Raw genomic sequence first — 17,728 nt, forward strand, 5'->3', positions numbered from 1 at the left:
GGTGCTGCATTTTCTCTTAATATGAACAAAATCAAGCCAAGTAGGGCAGAAGAGCTTTTGCTCACTAATCCTACCAGATAGTCTGCCTTTAATTTGCCCGGCTACAATCAAATTCAAGGTTACATCCCTTTTGGTGTGCTCTTTTTAAATTAGAATGATATTGTTATATTTGATAGAGTATGGTATGATTATCCCAAATAAATCCATTATTCTATATCCAATTACATATTAATACTCAAATTTTTATATTTCTATATTTTATTAAATTAATACTGACATCATAAGGACAGAGATAAGTATTTAGTGACTCCTCTTGTATAATGTTTCCAAACAATACTTTGTAAGCGATTTCAAAGCAATTCTATCTCTTACCATTCTTCACGTCATTCTCCTTACGGGTAAAGGTCTGAGCATATCCATAAATTTGATATATTTACGGATAGCTCGGCTTTAGACCATATAAAAAACGGAGGTTATGTTATGATTAGAAAATGTCTAGTTTTATTTCTTTCCTTCGCTTTATTGCTGAGTGTCTTTCCCATGCTAAATGTAGATGCTGCCAATCGACCACTGGCTAAACTACCTGGAAATTCCAACCCTCTAATGGATCACAAATTGGGAGCTGACCCGTATTCATTGGTATATGATGGAAGAGTGTATATTTACATGTCAAGTGATACGTACGTGTATAACAAGGATGGATCGATTAAAGAGAACGACTTTAGTAAGCTGGATCGTATCCAGGTCATATCCTCCACAGATATGGTGAACTGGACGGATCACGGAACGATACCAGTCGCAGGTGCCAACAACAAAAACGGTGGAAGAGGCATTGCCAAATGGGCCTCTAACTCCTGGGCTCCAGCAGTTGCGCATAAAAAAATAAATGGCAGAGACAAGTTCTTTTTATATTTCGCCAATGGGGGAGCAGGTATTGGTGTCCTGACAGCGGACACGCCTATCGGACCTTGGACAGATCCCCTTGGCAAAGCACTTGTGACACATAGTACACCTGGGATGGCTGGCGTGACTTGGCTTTTTGACCCGGCTGTACTGGTAGATAATGATGGCACGGGATACCTGTATAGCGGTGGCGGAATTCCTAATGAATCCGATCCGGCTTCCATTGCAAATCCGAAAACCGCCAGAGTCATCAAATTAGGCGCAGATATGACAAGCGTTATTGGAAGTGCCACCACTATAGATGCTCCTTACCTGTTTGAAGATTCCGGTATTCATAAGTACAACGGCAAATACTACTATTCGTACTGTATCAACTTTGCCGGAACACACCCTCCACAGTACCCTGCTGGTGAAATCGGCTATATGGTTAGCGACAACCCGATGGGTCCCTTCACTTATAAAGGTCATTTCCTGAAAAATCCGTATACGTTCTTCGGCGTTGGCGGCAACAACCACCATGCTGTATTTAATTTCAAGAATGAATGGTATGTCGTATACCATGCCCAAACGGTCAGCAAAGCTCAAATTGGAGATGGAAAAGGCTATCGCTCTCCGCATATTAATAAGCTGGTGCACAAGGAGGACGGAAGTATCTCTGAGGTGCAAGGGAATATGACAGGAATTGCTCAGCTATCCAATATGAACCCGTATACCAGAGTTGAAGCGGAGACCATTGCCTGGCAAGCAGGCATTGCGACCGAACCCACGCAAGCCAGCGGCGGCCCGATTGGCAATCTGAATGTGACCAACATCCATAATGGGGACTGGATCGCTGTTGGAAAGGCTAATTTTGGCTCTACCGGAGCGAAGACGTTCAAAGCTAATGTGGCTACAAATGTCGGTGGCAACATTGAAGTACGGCTTGACAGTGAAACAGGTCCTCTAGTCGGTTCCTTGAAAGTACCTTCAACTGGAGGTATGCAAACCTGGAGAGAAGTAGAGACCACGATCAATAATGCAACAGGAGTTCACAACGTTTATCTGGTGTTTACCGGGTCAAGTAACGGTAATCTGTTGAATTTGGATGCCTGGCAATTCACTCCCAACACGGGGGAAAATACGGTAACAAAGGTTGAAGCCGAGAATATGAATATTGGCGGCACTCATGCAGGCAAGATCAGCGCACCGTTTGAGGGGGTAGCTTTGTATGCCAATGCTGACTACGCTTCATATTCACAGTATTTTGCCAACCCTACGCATAATATCTCAGTGCGGGGGGCTTCAAGCAATGCTGGTACGGCCAAGGTGGACTTGGTTATTGGAGGAACAACTGTAGGTTCCTTTAATTTCACAGGTAAAACACCAACTGTCAAAACCTTGTCCAATATTACTCACGCTATCGGAGATCAAGAGATCAAACTCACCTTGACGAGCGATGACGGCACTTGGGATGCCTACGTGGATTTCATTGAATTTTCATTATGATCGCTCGTCGAAACAGTAGTTGTTCTGGACCTTTTGTAAAATCGAGAGATCCGCCTGTTATTCCAAGCGAGCGCAATCGGCGGGTGAAATGCTCTATTAATTGGTTTTCGGCAGACTGTATCGCGTTTGCTGGAAACGTATTCCACAACTTTGTTCATATTTGAAATTATTCTTGGAGGTGTATTTATGAAGAAGAAGTATTGGTTTACACTGGTGATCACGGGTATAGTTTCTCTGTTTTTTTCGGTAAGCGCTTTTGCGGCGAATGTGTTCTGGGAACCATTAAGTTATTATAATCCGAGTACATGGCAAAAGGCAGATGGATATTCCAATGGGGACATGTTTAATTGCACTTGGCGTGCCAATAATGTCAATTTTACTAACGATGGCAAAATGAAGCTTAGCTTAACGAGTTCTGCGTATAATAAATTTGACGGTGGAGAGTATCGTTCGAAGAATACTTACAGATACGGCTTATACGAGGTCAACATGAAGCCTGCTAAAAATACAGGAATCGTATCTTCCTTTTTCACATATACGGGACCTGCTAATGGCACGCAATGGGATGAAATAGATATTGAATTTTTAGGAAAAGACACAACAAAAGTGCAATTTAACTATTATACAAACGGGGTCGGTGGACATGAGAAGGTTGTCGATCTGGGTTTTGATGCATCAAGTGGCTTCCACACCTATGCATTCGATTGGCAGCCAGGATACATTAAGTGGTATGTTGACGGGGTTCTAAAGCATACGGCAACTACGAACATACCGAAAACGCCAGGCCAAATTATGATGAATTTATGGAATGGCACCGGAGTAGATAGCTGGTTAGGTCCATATAACGGAGTCAATCCGTTGTACGCCGAATATGACTGGGTAAAATATACGAGCAATTAGTATGATTACAGCAGAAGAGGCAGCCCTGTAGGGCTGCTTTTGCGTGTTCAGGGGGAGATAGCTGAATAGACCCGCTAGGGGATTTTTTAGTTAACATAATGATGTTATGAAAAACTGCAAAAAAATAAGTGATTTTACTTAAATTTTTGAATAGATTTAGAAATAGAATTATCTCGAAATTCTTTTGGTGTTATAACCTATTTCGTTTTCAATCCCATAAATAGGAATGTCAGTATTTTCAAGTAAGATAGATGCTCTAGTTAACTTTTGAAGTAATATAATTTCTGAGAAAGATCTATTGGTAGTTCTTTTAATTAAATTACTTAGATAGTTTGGATGAAAATTGAAATGCTTAGCTGTGGAAATTAAAGTACAAGTCATATAATTTTTCTCTAAGTAATTAAGTATTTCTATAACAGGTGTATTGTTGAGCACCATAAAGCAATCAATTATTCATTTGAACATAAAGATTTATATGAGTTTCACCTGAAAATGCTGGACTCCTTGTAATAGAGTCCGGCATTTTTTGTTTGGTTCTCCCAGTCTAACATAACTATTTAAACGGTTAGTTAAAAAAAAGCATTGCATTAAATACTTGACTCTCCCCATTAGGGGATACATTAAACTCAATTTGTAAGCTAATCAATTAAAAGGAGGAATCAAAATGAACTTAGATATTAGAGACATTAGAAAAAAAGATATAGAACCTATTAAAGCAATTATTGCGGATACTTGGAACGCAAAGGATTTTATAGAGGATGAGGGCGTGATAAATGCAGCAGTTACAATGATGTTCATAAGTTCAATATTAAATAAAAGTACTTTTGGAAGAGTAGCTACATTAGATGGAGAAGTCATTGGTGTAATTTTTGGTTCAAGAGTTGGTGAAACAACATCTTATAGAATGCTTCAGGAAGATTATACAAGTGAATTACTACAACTCTTAAATCTAAATGACATAGAACGAAAAGTATTTGTTGAACTCACCTCTATGACTAATGAGGCATACAGTAAGTTAATTAGAGGAAAAGAAGATGAGTTTCAGGGTTGCTTAGAATTCTTTGCTGTTTCTGAAAAAGCTAGAGGAAAAAAGATAGAGAAAAAATTATTTAATGAACTCATCTCTTACTTAAGAGATACAAAAGCAACTAAAATTTATGTGTATACAGACACAATGAGTAACTATGGATTCTATGATCATTAATGGATTTGTCCGTCTTGATGAAGCAGTAACTGTATTTAATCTACCTATCGGCAAACTCGAAAATACAAATTTTGCTTATGAATAGCTGTCCTTAATATTTCTATTCGTTTATTAAGTTCTTCTAATTTCTTTATGAATTTCTTCATTTTTCTGCTCTAAGTAAAGTTTAAGGTAATTAGTATCGGCTTTAGCAAATAAGGCTTTAATTTCTTTAACACTTACATTACTTTGCTTACTAATTTTTATAATATCCAGATAGATGAATTGATTAATTATACTTTTTGTTCTCCATAATTTCCTCCAATAAGTCTTATGTGTGAAAGTCGTCGTTCTGCTAATACATCAATTCCTACCCTCCTAATAAATCACAAGTTGTGCTCTTACACAATAACTCGCATTTAAGGGATTTGAATTTGCGTTTTATCCAAAAGCTATGTATAGAATATTAAAATATTGTATACTGTTCAGACTATAATTCCATGCAACATGCAATGGGGAAGAGGTGTATGGTATTTATGTATAGAGTGGCTATTTGCGATGATGAGTACAAGCAAAGAGAGCTTGTTAAAAATATGCTGATTGCTTTATCCATCAAAACAAATATAGAATTTAAAATTGAGTTATTCAACTCAGGAGAACAGCTGGTAGCTCATTATTTAAACCATGAATTGCCATTCCATATCTTAATATTGGATATTGAAATGAACGGCATGAACGGAATTCAAACAGCTCAAAAAATAAGGAGTTTACGTCACCTTGATGAACAGATCATTTTTTTAACGAGCTATCCCGAATATATGCTAGAAAGCTTTGACGTAGTTACCTTTCAGTACTTAATAAAACCGATTGCTTCCCATATCTTTGAGGAAAAAATGATAAAACTGTGTCAGTATTTTCAATCTCTTGATAAAAAATTCGTTATCATCAAGTCAGCTTATGAAGAAGTGCTTTTAAAATATGATGATATCATTAGTATTGAAGTGGCCAAAAGCTTGACCATAAAAAACAAACTGCATTTTGTAACCTCTACACAAACCTATGATAGCAAAGGGATTCTTTCAGATTATGCTTTAGCATTAAAGGAATATAATTTTCTGCAAATTCATCGTTCGATTATTATAAACTTAATTCATGTCAAAAAATTTGCTGGCGGTGATGTTCTGATGTCAAATGATGTGAAGTTGCCTATTGGACGTTCTAAAATAAAAGAAGTTAAAGATCTATATACCAAATTTATGATCATGAAGATGCATTAATATGATGGAATATAACTCCCTGTTTCTTAACCTATGTGTTGTCTTGGTGATGTGCTTTCAGGTGAATTTTTACTTCAACTCGGTTTTTGATAAGTCCAGTCGAAAGCCGAACAGAATGATGTATTTCATTATTTTCGGGCTGCTGAATTTTTTATATTTAAGTGTTTATCTGTCTCCTACGTTTTCCTCCATTTTGGCGTTATTTGTCATATTTAGCTTGGCCCAGTCTTATACCGTGGAAATAAAGACAAAGATCATTTTTTCCATCCTTTATGCTGTGTTGATCACCATCGTTAATTTTATATCTCTTTATATTTTATATACTGTAGACTCTGTTAAAGTTAGCAACCTTAGCCATTTGAGCAGTCAAGATCACTTGATATTTTCTAAGGTTATGTTACTCAGCTGTATTATCATGTTTGCTGTCATTCAGATTATACGATTATTTGCCAAACGCAGAACCTTCCCTTTGCATGCCCGTTATTACATTTTATTTCTAATCGTTCCTATCATAAGTATATACCAGGTCAATGTTTTATCTGTTTATAGTGAAAAGAATATGTATTATTTTGTATCTATTATTGGCTTTATTTCCTTAAATGTTTTTATCATATACATCTTCGATAATGTCATTGAAAAATTCCAGTTAATGCATGAAAATGCTCAACTACAACATCAGATGGACTACCAAGATGCTAACTACGAAAAAACGGTTCACAGCTTTAAAAATATGAAAAGAATCATTCACGACACACACCAACAGTTTTTGTATATTGACGAATGTATCAAGAGAAATGAATTAGCTGAGGCAAGTGAACATATTAAGGTCACATTAAATAAAATCGAAGGAGCCTATCAGAGGGTTAACACCGGTAATCTGGTTATAGATGCTCTTGTCACAAATAGTCTTAATATTGCTCAGGCCAATGGCATCAAGGTGGATACCCAGCTCAACTTATACTCACAGAAAGTAAACATTGAACGTTATGACTTGTGTGTCGCTCTGGGTAATATGCTGGATAATGCCATAGAAGCATCTAAAAAGGTCAAAATTGCGGATGATAGGTACATTCTTATTAAAATACATTCCAATGAATCTGCGCTTTTCATTCACATTCTGAATCATATGGAGAATGAAGTTGCCCATTTGCATAGTCAAAAATCAAACCCGGATATTCATGGTATTGGCTTAACGAATATAACCAGAATATGTGACAAATACGGTGGAAACATGATCATTGAAACGAAAAATAAAATATTTAATAATATGGTTTTAATCCCATTTTATAAGGACAGTCCTTAAACATCATGCTGTTTAGGGATTGTTTTTTTCGTTTTAGGATGACTTTGCTATATGGAATCCTCGTTCATTGTATGATCAGTCCAGAAATAAAATCTGGGAACCTATAAGAGGAGGAAATATGGAATGAAGAAAATAATAGCTGTGTTCATTTCGGCCATGCTTTTTGTACTGCCGATGACGAATGCTTTTGCTCAAGACAATCCTAAACCCATTAAGGAAAAGGCGCGTAATCTGACCTCGGAGCTGGTATCCAAATACGGTGTTAGCGGTGTGCAGTATGCCATTATGGACCATGGAAACATCGTATTATCGGATAGCGTGGGTGTAAAGAATAAAGCAACCAACGAGCCAATCACTAACGATACGATGTTCGGTATAGGCTCTACAAGCAAAATGTTTGTATCTGCTGCAACGATGATGCTGGTAGATGCCCATAAGGTAGATATTGATCAGCCACTAACAACATACATTAAGGACTTTACAATGGCTGATGAAAGATACAAAAAAATTACACCGCGTATGCTGTTAAATCATTCGTCAGGCCTTTACGGTGCTCACTATAAAAATAGTATGTTATTTAATGACAATGATACAGAAAATCATGATGAGCTATTGCTGAGATTACGATCAGAAACTTTAAAATCCAACCCCGGCGAATATTCTGTATATAGTAATGATAGTTTTCAATTGCTTGAAATATTGGTTGAACGGGTGAGTGGTCTAAGTTATACCGAATTTCTGGCAAAGCATGTTAGTGCCCCTTTGGGTTTGAACTCTACGAAAACACCACTCGATCAGTTTGATAGACAAAAGCTGTCCAAAACTTATTTTCCTGCGATTGAGGGAGCCTTACCCGTTGAAAATGCCAATGTCATCGGGACAGGGGGCTTATACTCTACCGCAGAAGAATTGACCCAGTTTGCAGAAGTATTAACAGGGAATAGAACTGATATTTTATCTGAACAATCAGCAAAGTCCATGCAAAGCCATGAATATCGAAAAGGAATCTGGGTATCTGAAGAGACAAACAGCTTTAATTATGGCCTTGGCTGGGACGCGGTTCGTTTGGCACCATTTAGTGATTACGGAATAACTGCGTTGTCCAAGGGGGGAGACACTGTTTTGTATCACTCTGTCTTGATCACCCTACCAGAGCATCATATCTCTATGGCTGTGCTTTCATCTGGAGGGTCTTCCATCCTAGATAGTATTTTTGCTTCTAATGTTTTATTGGAGCATTTAAAAGACAAGGGCATCATTAAAGACATTCTACCGGATAAAACATTTGAACCTCCTGTAAAAGTGGAAATGCCATCTGACTTGCTTTCTTATTCTGGATTATATGGCACTGTGGGTACAACCATCAATGTAGAGATTAAAAATGGAGAGTTTGAGTTACCAGCTTTTCTGGATGGACTCGTCCCGGCGCAAAAATATGTGTATGCAGGCGATGGAGCATTCAAAAGCAGTGATGGCAGTGTAGCCATAAGCTTTGACAAACAAAAAAACGGAAAAACGTATATTAAGGCTAACTTCTATTTAAACTTTCCGGGATTAGGTCAAATGGTTATGGTAAATTATGAATATCAAAAGCTTGATGCCAATCCTCTAAATACTACAGTTAAAAAGGCATGGGAACATAGAAACGGGAAAAATTATTATGCCCTGGATGAAAAGATATCTTCTATTTTTTATTTGGCTCCATCATTTATTACGAAAAAAATATCTGTTGATCATGAGGGATACGCAAGTGGTACTAAAATTGTGGATGAGAATAAAGCTGTTAATGCCGTTGAAATTCCAGTAATGAGTGGAAGAGATGCATTTGATTTGAATTTTACTACCAAGGATGGCTCAGAGTATTTAACCATAGATGGAGAGTCCTACATCAGTGAGGATGCTATTAAACCTATCCTAGGTGGGAAATCACAGTACACTATACCATCCAATGGCCAAGCCATATGGTTTAAAATAGATAAAAACGCAGCCCATAAAACGATGACCGTTGATGTTCCAGCAAGTGGAGGGTTCGCTGTCTATGATGAAAACGGAGGGGCTGTAGATTTTTCAACTGCCAGCCATAACAATTCGGTTGTTCTGCCCCAAGGGGGCTTGATCGTTTTGGGTGGCCAAGCAGGGGATGGATTTAAAATCAATATAAATTAAGCGTGTAGCCGCTTCTGAAAAATTCAGGAGCGGCTATTATAATAGGAATATCTCAAAACGCCTTGACGCTATGAGCACGAGGGAAAGCAGGGCAACTTAGTACTTGGAAGCATCTTCAGCCAATTCATTGATGGGATTACTTTAAATGTAAACGCTTGTTAAAAGCTTATATAAGCAGAATGGAAGAGCTAAAGTGTATACAATATTCTTGATGCATATACAGCACGGAATGCTGGAGACATGTTTTTTCACGTTTAACCATGTTAAAATAATAGGATAATTGGAGACTTGGCATGGAGAGAAGGCAGGTTGAATCAATGAAACCAAAACTTAACGATGTTGCACAATTAGCCGGAGTTTCACCGACCACGGTTTCTCGCGTACTTAACAATCGTGGCTATATCAGTCAAGAAACGAAGGATCAAGTTCATAAAGCGATGCAGGAGCTGAATTATTTTCCTAATGATGTAGCTCGGTCATTATTTAGTAAACGAACAAATCTGATTGGATTAATCATTCCAACTACAAGCAACCCATTTTTCGGAGAGCTGACTTTCCATATAGAGAATATTTGTGCGTCATTAGGCTATAAGCTGTTGCTTTGTAACAGTTTAAATCAGCTGGATAAAGAAGAATCTTATGTCGATATGCTTATGCGAAATCAAGTTGACGGTATTATCGTCGGTACACACAACCGAGGTATCGTAAATTATGAACAGAAGAATATTGCCGTCATTGCGATCGATCGCTTCCTATCCGATTCAATCCCAGTTGTAGGATCAGATAATTATTTGGGTGGCAAACTGGCGTCAGAACTGCTTATTGAAAAGGGATGCAAGCATATTTTTCACATAAATGGCCCTGTTGAATTGGAAACACCAGCAAGCTTAAGAAGAAAAGCATATGAAGATGTGATGGAGCAGTATGGTCGAAAGGCAATTACCTATGAAGTACATGATCCCTTTCACCAACAGAATCACAATGAACCGATTAAACGCTTGCTCGATGAACATCCTGAAGTAGATGGATTGTTCGCGAGTAATGACATGGTGGCTGCGTCTTTTATTGCTGAAGCAAGAAGAAGAGGAAAACGGGTTCCTGAAGATATCCGCGTAATTGGATATGACGGAACTGAAACAACCCGCAATCTTCTCCCTGAATTAACGACAATTCAGCAACCAATACAGGAAATCGCGAGATCTTCCATAGAGTTACTTATTAAAGAAATTGAAGGTGGATTCAGTGATGTCCCGCGAGAAACCTATCTACCAGTGAAACTTATTGAAGCTAGTACAGCTTAACACAATTTCCATAGTTTTCAGCATTGTGATATAAGATGGGCTATCCTTATTAGAGTAATTGAAATCAAAGAGGAGAGCTCTTTTTCTTTTGAAGATATGTCAAGCGGTTGACATATGAAAGCGGTTGACATATAATCGATCTGTAAATACGAAAGTGCTTTCATTTACATTAAATGTTCAACTAGAGGAGCGTTCGATATGAGAAAGTCAAAGAGCATGTACTGGAAACTAAGTGCCTATTTCTTCTTTTTTTTCTTTACTTGGTCAGCAAGTTATTCATTGTTCTCCATCTGGCTAGGGCAAGAAATCAGTCTGAATGGTGCTGAAACAGGTGTTATCTTTACTGTAAACGCTATCTTTGCGCTTTGTATGCAACCGCTTTATGGCTATATATCTGATAAAATCGGATTGAAGAAGCATATTTTATTTCTAATCAGTTCTTTACTCTTATTTGTTGGTCCTTTCTATATCTTTATCTATGGACCGTTACTTCAATACAATGTATTTCTCGGCGCCATTGTAGGTGGATTATACTTGGGTATTGCTTTTTTGGCAGGGATTGGAGCCATCGAATCTTATGTCGAGAAAGTCAGCCGAAAATATGACTTTGAATATGGAAAATCTCGTATGTGGGGCTCGCTAGGTTGGGCAGCAGCAACATTTTTCGCTGGTCAACTCTTCAATATCAACCCTAACATTAACTTCTGGATTGCATCAGTATCTGCTGTCATTCTGTTTATCATTATGATGACAATTAAAGTTGAGATGACAGATTCCGAGATGGAGCGAGCAGATTCTGTTAACTTTAAGCAAATCGGCTATTTGTTTGCAAATAAGCATTTGTGGTTCTTCATTTTATATGTTCTTGGCGTTACTTGTATTTACAATGTGTATGACCAGCAGTTCCCGAATTACTTTTCATCGACGTTCTCAACGGTTGCTTTAGGCAATCAAGTTTACGGTTATTTAAATTCTCTACAAGTATTCCTGGAAGCAGGCATGATGTTCTTAGCGCCTTTCATTGTCAACAAAATTGGGGCAAAAAAGGGTCTGATATTGGCAGGATTCTTGATGGCGTTCCGGATCATGGGTTCAGGCTTAGTTATTGGACCTTATGGTATCTCAGCTATGAAATTGATCCACGCATTGGAACTGCCAATCATGCTGATCGCCGTATTTAAGTACTTGGCTGCTAATTTCGATACGCGTCTGTCTTCGATCCTATATCTGGTGGGATACCAGTTTACGAGTCAGGTAGGAGCTTCGATCTTCTCGCCAATCGCCGGTATGTCTTATGACATTAGAGGCTTTGCAAATACGTACGTAATTATGGGTGTTTTCGTATTCGCCTTTACAACCATCTCAATCTTTACCTTAAAGAAAGAACCGAAAAAGCTAGAACCCAAGCCTAACAAGCATATTAAAACAGCATAGGAGGAAGACAAATGAACAGCACATATATAAACAACACGAAGCAAGCTGAGGAAGCATTAAAACAAGCAGAAGCGAAAATGAACAAGCGGTACCGATTAGGTTATCATATTATGGCACCGGCAAACTGGATTAACGACCCTAATGGATTAATTCAATTTAAAGGTGAATATCACGCCTTCTATCAGCATCATCCTTATGATGAGAACTGGGGTCCAATGCATTGGGGGCACGTGAAGAGTAAAGACCTTGTACATTGGGAGCATTGTCCGATTGCATTAGCGCCAGGTGATGCTTGTGACCTTGATGGCTGCTTCTCAGGAAGCGCAGTAGATAATAACGGCGAACTGACATTGATTTATACTGGCCATCACTATATTGATCAACCAAACAATATCTTTTTCCAAAATCAAAATGTGGCAGTTAGTACAGACGGCATTCATTTTACAAAACTAGGGCAGAATTCCGTAATCGCTGAACCTCCGACAGATAGCTCCCAGCATTTCCGTGATCCGAAGGTATGGAAGCATGAGGATACATGGTACATGATCCTAGGTAACAGCACGAAAGAAGATCTGCCGCGTGTTATTCTATATACATCTCCTGATCTTAGAACTTGGACCTATCATGGTGTGCTTCTGCAGGGAGATAAAAATATGGGCTTCATGTGGGAGTGCCCTGATTTCTTTGAACTGAACGGTAAGCATATATTTATGTTCTCCCCACAAGGTATTGATGCACAAGGAGATAAGTACAATAACTTGTTCCAGACCGGATATTATGTTGGCGAATATAATTATGATAGTAATGAATATAAACATGGAGAGTTCATCGAGTTGGATAATGGTCATGACTTCTATGCGGTTCAAACTTTTCTAGATGATCAAGGTCGCCGCATTGCGATTGGTTGGATGGATATGTGGGAATCGGATATGCCGACGAAAGCAGACGGCTGGTCCGGAGCGCTGACGATCCCACGTGTAATTACGTTGGGTGCCAATAATAAATTGCTGATGAATCCAGTAGAGGAAATGAAATTGCTTCGTCAAAGCGAACAGGTTTTGTACCAATATCGCGCTATTTCTGGAAGTTACTTGACGGAAGTTGAAGCGGATCTGCTTGAAGTGAAGGTCGTGTTCGACCTGACGAAGTCAAGTGCAGACCTGGTAGGCTTGAAGCTTCGCGGAACAGGTGAGGAGGAAACGGTTATCACTTATTCTATCGCGGGTCAGAAACTTATGCTTGATTGTTCTAATTCGGGCAAAAAGACGGATGGAGTACGTCAAACAGCCTTAAGTGCAGAGGGGCAGCTGACGTTACATGTATATCTGGATCGCTCATCCATTGAAATATTTGCGAATGAAGGGCAAGCTACGATGACAAGTCGCATCTATCCGAGTGAAAAACTGCTAGGCATAGAACTCGTAGCGGAGCGCGGAGAGGCACTAGTAAATGAGTTGACATACTGGAAATTGAAAGATATCTGGCAAGCTGAATAACTCGATGAAAAGGTTGCTTTCTGAGTCCTTGTAATGACTTAGAAAGCAACCTTTTCGGCAATGGCGACTTTCCCCGGAAATGCTCACCTACATGATAGCCAACTAAACCAAGCCTGGTTTCTGCGTATCCTCAATCATGTCCTTTTGGAAAAACACAAGAGAACGTTTCCATTATTCGGCGTCGGATTCGCTGAAAAGACCATCCCAGCCGGTTAAGCACTTCCAGTAACCGCGTAGGAGCATCAAAGGTTAGGATACTCCATGTTTTGTAATGCTGTCCCGAATTTCTAACTGATGCGATATGGACCAGTGGACAGCTGCTAATTCTTCTCCTCTAATAAGCTTAATGAGATTGCGGGCGGCAACCATGCCCAGTTCGGATGCTGAATATCGGACAGTTGATAATTTAGGCCGGATTATTGTAGCCATATCAATGTCGTCAAATCCCAAGAAGGAGACCTGTTCAGGTATTTTCACACCATTTTCGGCCAGAAAGTTCATAGCACCTATGGCAATTCGGTCCGTTGCGCAGAACACCGCACTAGGCAATGGGCCTGAATGATAAAGTTTTCTCATAGAGGTTATGCCGTCTTCAACTGAAAAGCCGCTTTCCAACACACGTTCGGCACGTACTGGCAGGTGAGCGGTCTTCAATGCCTGTTCATAGCCCAAAAAACGCTGATTGCCCACTGAAATATCCCCCGCTGGTCCCTGCAGCATCGCTATATCTTGATGCCCCTGCTGAATTAGATAAGTTACCGCCTCAAAAGCAGCCGTTATGTTGTCAACATGCACGGAAGGAATGGATTGGTCTCGAAAATCCCGTCCGACAAGGATGCAGGGAATTCCCGCCGCTTCAATGAGCGCAAATAGCGCATCCCGGATTTCGCTTACCGATATAATAATTCCGCTCGCCTGCATTTCACGGAACATATTGTAATAGTGTATTTCAGAATCCTCGTCCCCCCCTGACAAGGCGATTATGACATCGAAGCCGTATAGATGCGCTACTTGATTGATGCCTTCAACCATGTCATCAAAGACGTTGTTTTTAATCGCGGGCAGAAGTACCCCAATCAGAGATGTATCATTCTTTACCAGTGTCCGTGCTATGGCATTTGGACGGAATTGAGTGGCTTCAAGGACATCCTGAACTCGTTTGCGTATTTCACTGTTCACCGTCTGGCTGTTATTGATAACTCTGGAAACCGTTGAAATGGAGACGTTGGCCATTCGAGCCACATCTTTTATAGTCATTTTCATTGTACACACCGACTTTCAAGCAAGTATTTATTTAGAAAAAGTTTCTCAAAGTGGATTGAATTAATTATATCAGTTTATTGAATTGTTTATTGAGTTTAACAAAGATTCCAGAGCAAAGAAAGCGCTTGACCTTGGTTTATAAGGAGAGTATAATCAACCCCGGAAAACGTTTTCTAGTATTTTCTGGACAAAAACAATTGTTTTTACCAATAATCAGCTGGATTCAAGGTATTTCAGCTTGTTTTTTTGATGATTAAGAAAACGTTTTCTTGATGGCATTGAATTGTAGAGAATAACAAGGGAAAAGGAGCATGAGCATGAGAAGTTCGAGCGATATTGTTGTAATGGGAAATGAGACTTCAGTGCAAACCGGTTCAAATATTACGCTGAAAGAAAAAATTGGTTATGGATTCGGTGATTTTGCCAGCCAGTTGCTGTTTGCCGCCGCAATGACTTTTCTGTCCTATTTTTACACAGATGTAATCGGGATCAGCGCTGGGGTCATTGGTACTTTAATGCTAGTTGCACGCGTACTGGATGCGTTTATTGATGTCGCGATTGGGGCTTTGATTGATAAAACGAAGAGCAGACACGGGAAGGCCCGTCCTTGGTTACTGTGGATGTCCGGGCCATTTGCATTGTCTGGAATTCTCTTGTTCACGGTTCCAAGTGGAAATATGACGATCACTATTCTATACATTTACGTTACCTATCTGCTAATGAACTTTATCTATTCTAGCATTAACGTCCCTTATGGTGTGCTTAATTCCATGATAACGCAGGATTCTTACCAGCGTTCTCTGCTTAATATTTTTCGTATGAGTCTGGCGAATATTGGTGCCTTGCTAATTAATTATTTCACCCTCCCGTTAGTGAAGTCATTCGGCGGCGGTCAAAAAGGGTGGATTTTCACCTTTATTATATTTGGCTTGCTCGGAACCTTTTTATTTCTCGTTACCTTCTTCAGTACCAAGGAAAGGGTTACTCCATCTGTTGTACAAAAGCCAATTCCGTTTGGACGCGCTTTTGGAGCGCTGATGCGTAATAAGTATTGGAAATTGATCCTTGGGTTTGCTGTGGTCTATTTTATAAATAACGCACTGGGCACAGGTATGAATATTTACTACGCACGTTATGTGTTAAAAGACGCCAATCTGATTGGAGTCCTCGGCATATCCTTACTGCTTCCTTCCCTGTTTGGTTATATGCTATTACCCCCCGTCGTCAAGCGGATCGGTAAACGAAATTCCTCCATTATCGGAAGTATCCTCCTGATTGTCGGATCGCTTGTCATTGCCGTCAGCCCCACAAGTCTGATGGCGGTCTGTCTGGGACTCGTTATTAAAGCGCTTGGGCATGCCGCTATTCTCGGAACCTTCTTTGCTATGTTGGCAGATACCATTGAATATGGCGAATGGAAGACAGGGATGCGCACCGAAGGACTGGTGTACAGTGCGGGTAGTTTCGGCACAAAAGCGGGAGGCGGTTTGGGAGCGGCACTTATCGGTTGGGGACTGGCATTGGGAGGATATGCTGGTGGACAAGCTACAATCAGTACTACTGCGCTAGCGTCTATTCATTTCATGTTTATCTACGTTCCAATTATCTTGGCTATCCTGCAAATTTTATTGCTGGCATTTTACAATCTAGATAAATTATTTCCCGGTATTGTCAAAGAGCTTGAATTCTTAAAAAACGCTGAATAGCTACTTGGTAAATGAGGTAGCCCATGAATGAACTCATCCTATTGTTGAAGTGACTAGCAGTAAGGCAGTCCAAGAGGGGCTGCTTTTTTCATTGAGGGGTATTCGGATTTTATTCATTTATAAAAGGACAGGGCAGTGTGGTATTATCCCCTTCTAGTAGACAAGAGAGAAAAGACATCTGTTAAGATGGACTTAATCTTGTTGAACGGAGGGGATTTTTCATGGCTAAAAAGGGACAATCATTCCGGCAATACTCCTTAGATGTGAAGATGGAGGCAGTCCGGTTGGTGAACGAAGAACATATGAGTATTCGTGAAGTGACGAAACAATAATCGCTGCGGTTCGAACTGTGGGTATCCATAAATTTGAAAATGGATAAAGGAATTCCAAGTCATTTCCTGCAGCTGATCTAATAGTCGATAATCTCATTGTTATATAGGTCTTTGATGGCAGATAGGTTTTAACTCCTCATCTCGTTCATCATATTTTACCTGAACATTCAGATAACTTAGTGCAGACAAACAGTATATGACCTACGAAGCGTACGAAACGATCCGGCAGTTGGGAATCCAGTGGCCTGCCGCTCAGGCAGATGTTGCTCTCATTCGGCAGAACATTAAACACAATGATTGCTATGTGCTGGAAATTGACGGGGTCATTCAGGCTACTGTCACCCATCTGAGATATAAGACCCTTGATTTTATAACCGACTTGCCGTTTGTGATATGGTTCGCTGTAGACCCGGCTAACTGAAGTAGTTCCGATTACAGGGAACGGACGAAGCTAATTCATTTAACGAAAGGGGCTTAATGATCCCTGCCATGATCTGTTATTACAAACCATGCCTGATTTTTTAGACAAAAAAGGACATGGTTTGTGTGTATAATATACTTAACATTATATTGCCATGCTTTAATTTACTTTTACGCTTAATGTAACAAAAACATTCATATCTCATCAATTTCTCTTATTAAAGGAATTGGATGGATATTGACATTTTTCGAGTCCATATTTAATATATAAATAAAATATTCCATATTTAACGCTTACTTATAGAAAAACACCCTGTATGACTCCAGTAATTTCACACCATTCATCTATGATGCTGAATTTTAGCTTTCAAGCCTGAAATTTCAGTATACTCCAAGGTTTTTACACTTCCAAGTCTACTCACACACCTGACTTTTGTTCACAAACACACCACGAACGGAACCCTATTACCAATTCACTTCCATATGTCGATTACTGTTTTTTGGCAATCTACTTCGTTGCTTTTTACTGCAGTTTTCTCTACATCTTAATGTCACCATA

12 protein-coding genes are annotated in these 17,728 nt (G+C 39.4%); 11 read left to right on the forward strand and 1 reads right to left on the reverse strand.

Annotation, left to right across the window (positions count from 1 at the left end):
- Positions 1-480: 480 nt before the first annotated feature.
- The 9 genes from EGM68_RS12545 (at position 481) to EGM68_RS12595 (ending at position 13,448) form a co-directional block, all read left to right on the forward strand.
- Positions 481-2,388, forward strand: coding sequence for a carbohydrate-binding protein (locus EGM68_RS12545; protein ID WP_058830772.1), 1,908 nt, complete (start codon positions 481-483; stop codon positions 2,386-2,388).
- Positions 2,389-2,574: 186 nt separating this feature from the next.
- Positions 2,575-3,288, forward strand: coding sequence for a beta-glucanase (bglS, locus tag EGM68_RS12550; RefSeq protein WP_013371213.1), 714 nt, complete (start codon positions 2,575-2,577; stop codon positions 3,286-3,288).
- 664 nt (positions 3,289-3,952) lie between these two features.
- Positions 3,953-4,492, forward strand: a complete 540-nt coding sequence (locus tag EGM68_RS12560; protein WP_129549304.1) for a GNAT family N-acetyltransferase — start codon at positions 3,953-3,955, stop codon at positions 4,490-4,492.
- Between the two features lie 515 nt (positions 4,493-5,007).
- Positions 5,008-5,748, forward strand: coding sequence for a LytR/AlgR family response regulator transcription factor (locus EGM68_RS12570; RefSeq protein WP_025677748.1), 741 nt, complete (start codon positions 5,008-5,010; stop codon positions 5,746-5,748).
- Position 5,749: 1 nt separating this feature from the next.
- Entirely contained in the window at positions 5,750-7,051 is a 1,302-nt protein-coding gene (locus EGM68_RS12575) for a sensor histidine kinase (protein ID WP_129549305.1), read from the forward strand.
- 123 nt (positions 7,052-7,174) lie between these two features.
- Positions 7,175-9,217, forward strand: coding sequence for a serine hydrolase domain-containing protein (locus EGM68_RS12580; protein ID WP_129549306.1), 2,043 nt, complete (start codon positions 7,175-7,177; stop codon positions 9,215-9,217).
- A gap of 317 nt (positions 9,218-9,534) precedes the next feature.
- Positions 9,535-10,518, forward strand: coding sequence for a LacI family DNA-binding transcriptional regulator (locus tag EGM68_RS12585; RefSeq protein WP_025677743.1), 984 nt, complete (start codon positions 9,535-9,537; stop codon positions 10,516-10,518).
- A gap of 198 nt (positions 10,519-10,716) precedes the next feature.
- Positions 10,717-11,952 (forward strand): MFS transporter, encoded by a 1,236-nt coding sequence (locus EGM68_RS12590; RefSeq protein ID WP_058830777.1) that lies wholly within the window; start codon positions 10,717-10,719, stop codon positions 11,950-11,952.
- A 26-nt stretch (positions 11,953-11,978) separates the two neighbouring features.
- Positions 11,979-13,448: a glycoside hydrolase family 32 protein gene (locus tag EGM68_RS12595; protein WP_481855666.1), complete on the forward strand. Its 1,470-nt coding sequence runs from the start codon at positions 11,979-11,981 to the stop codon at positions 13,446-13,448.
- Positions 13,449-13,697: 249 nt separating this feature from the next.
- Here EGM68_RS12595 and EGM68_RS12600 read toward each other — a convergent pair whose 3' ends face one another.
- Positions 13,698-14,711, reverse strand: coding sequence for a LacI family DNA-binding transcriptional regulator (locus EGM68_RS12600; protein ID WP_080771922.1), 1,014 nt, complete (start codon positions 14,709-14,711; stop codon positions 13,698-13,700).
- Positions 14,712-15,028: 317 nt separating this feature from the next.
- Between EGM68_RS12600 and EGM68_RS12605 the strand changes: the two genes are divergently transcribed.
- The gene (locus EGM68_RS12605; protein ID WP_040103719.1) at positions 15,029-16,417 is read left to right on the forward strand and encodes an MFS transporter; all 1,389 of its coding nucleotides are present in this window, start codon (positions 15,029-15,031) and stop codon (positions 16,415-16,417) included.
- Positions 16,418-16,945: 528 nt separating this feature from the next.
- A complete protein-coding gene (locus EGM68_RS12610; protein WP_013371223.1) occupies positions 16,946-17,170 on the forward strand; it encodes a hypothetical protein in 225 nt (74 codons plus the stop codon).
- The last annotated feature ends 558 nt before the right edge of the window (positions 17,171-17,728 follow it).

Origin of the sequence: Paenibacillus sp. M-152 (assembly GCF_003856555.1) — a bacterium.
GTDB lineage: Bacteria > Bacillota > Bacilli > Paenibacillales > Paenibacillaceae > Paenibacillus > Paenibacillus polymyxa_C.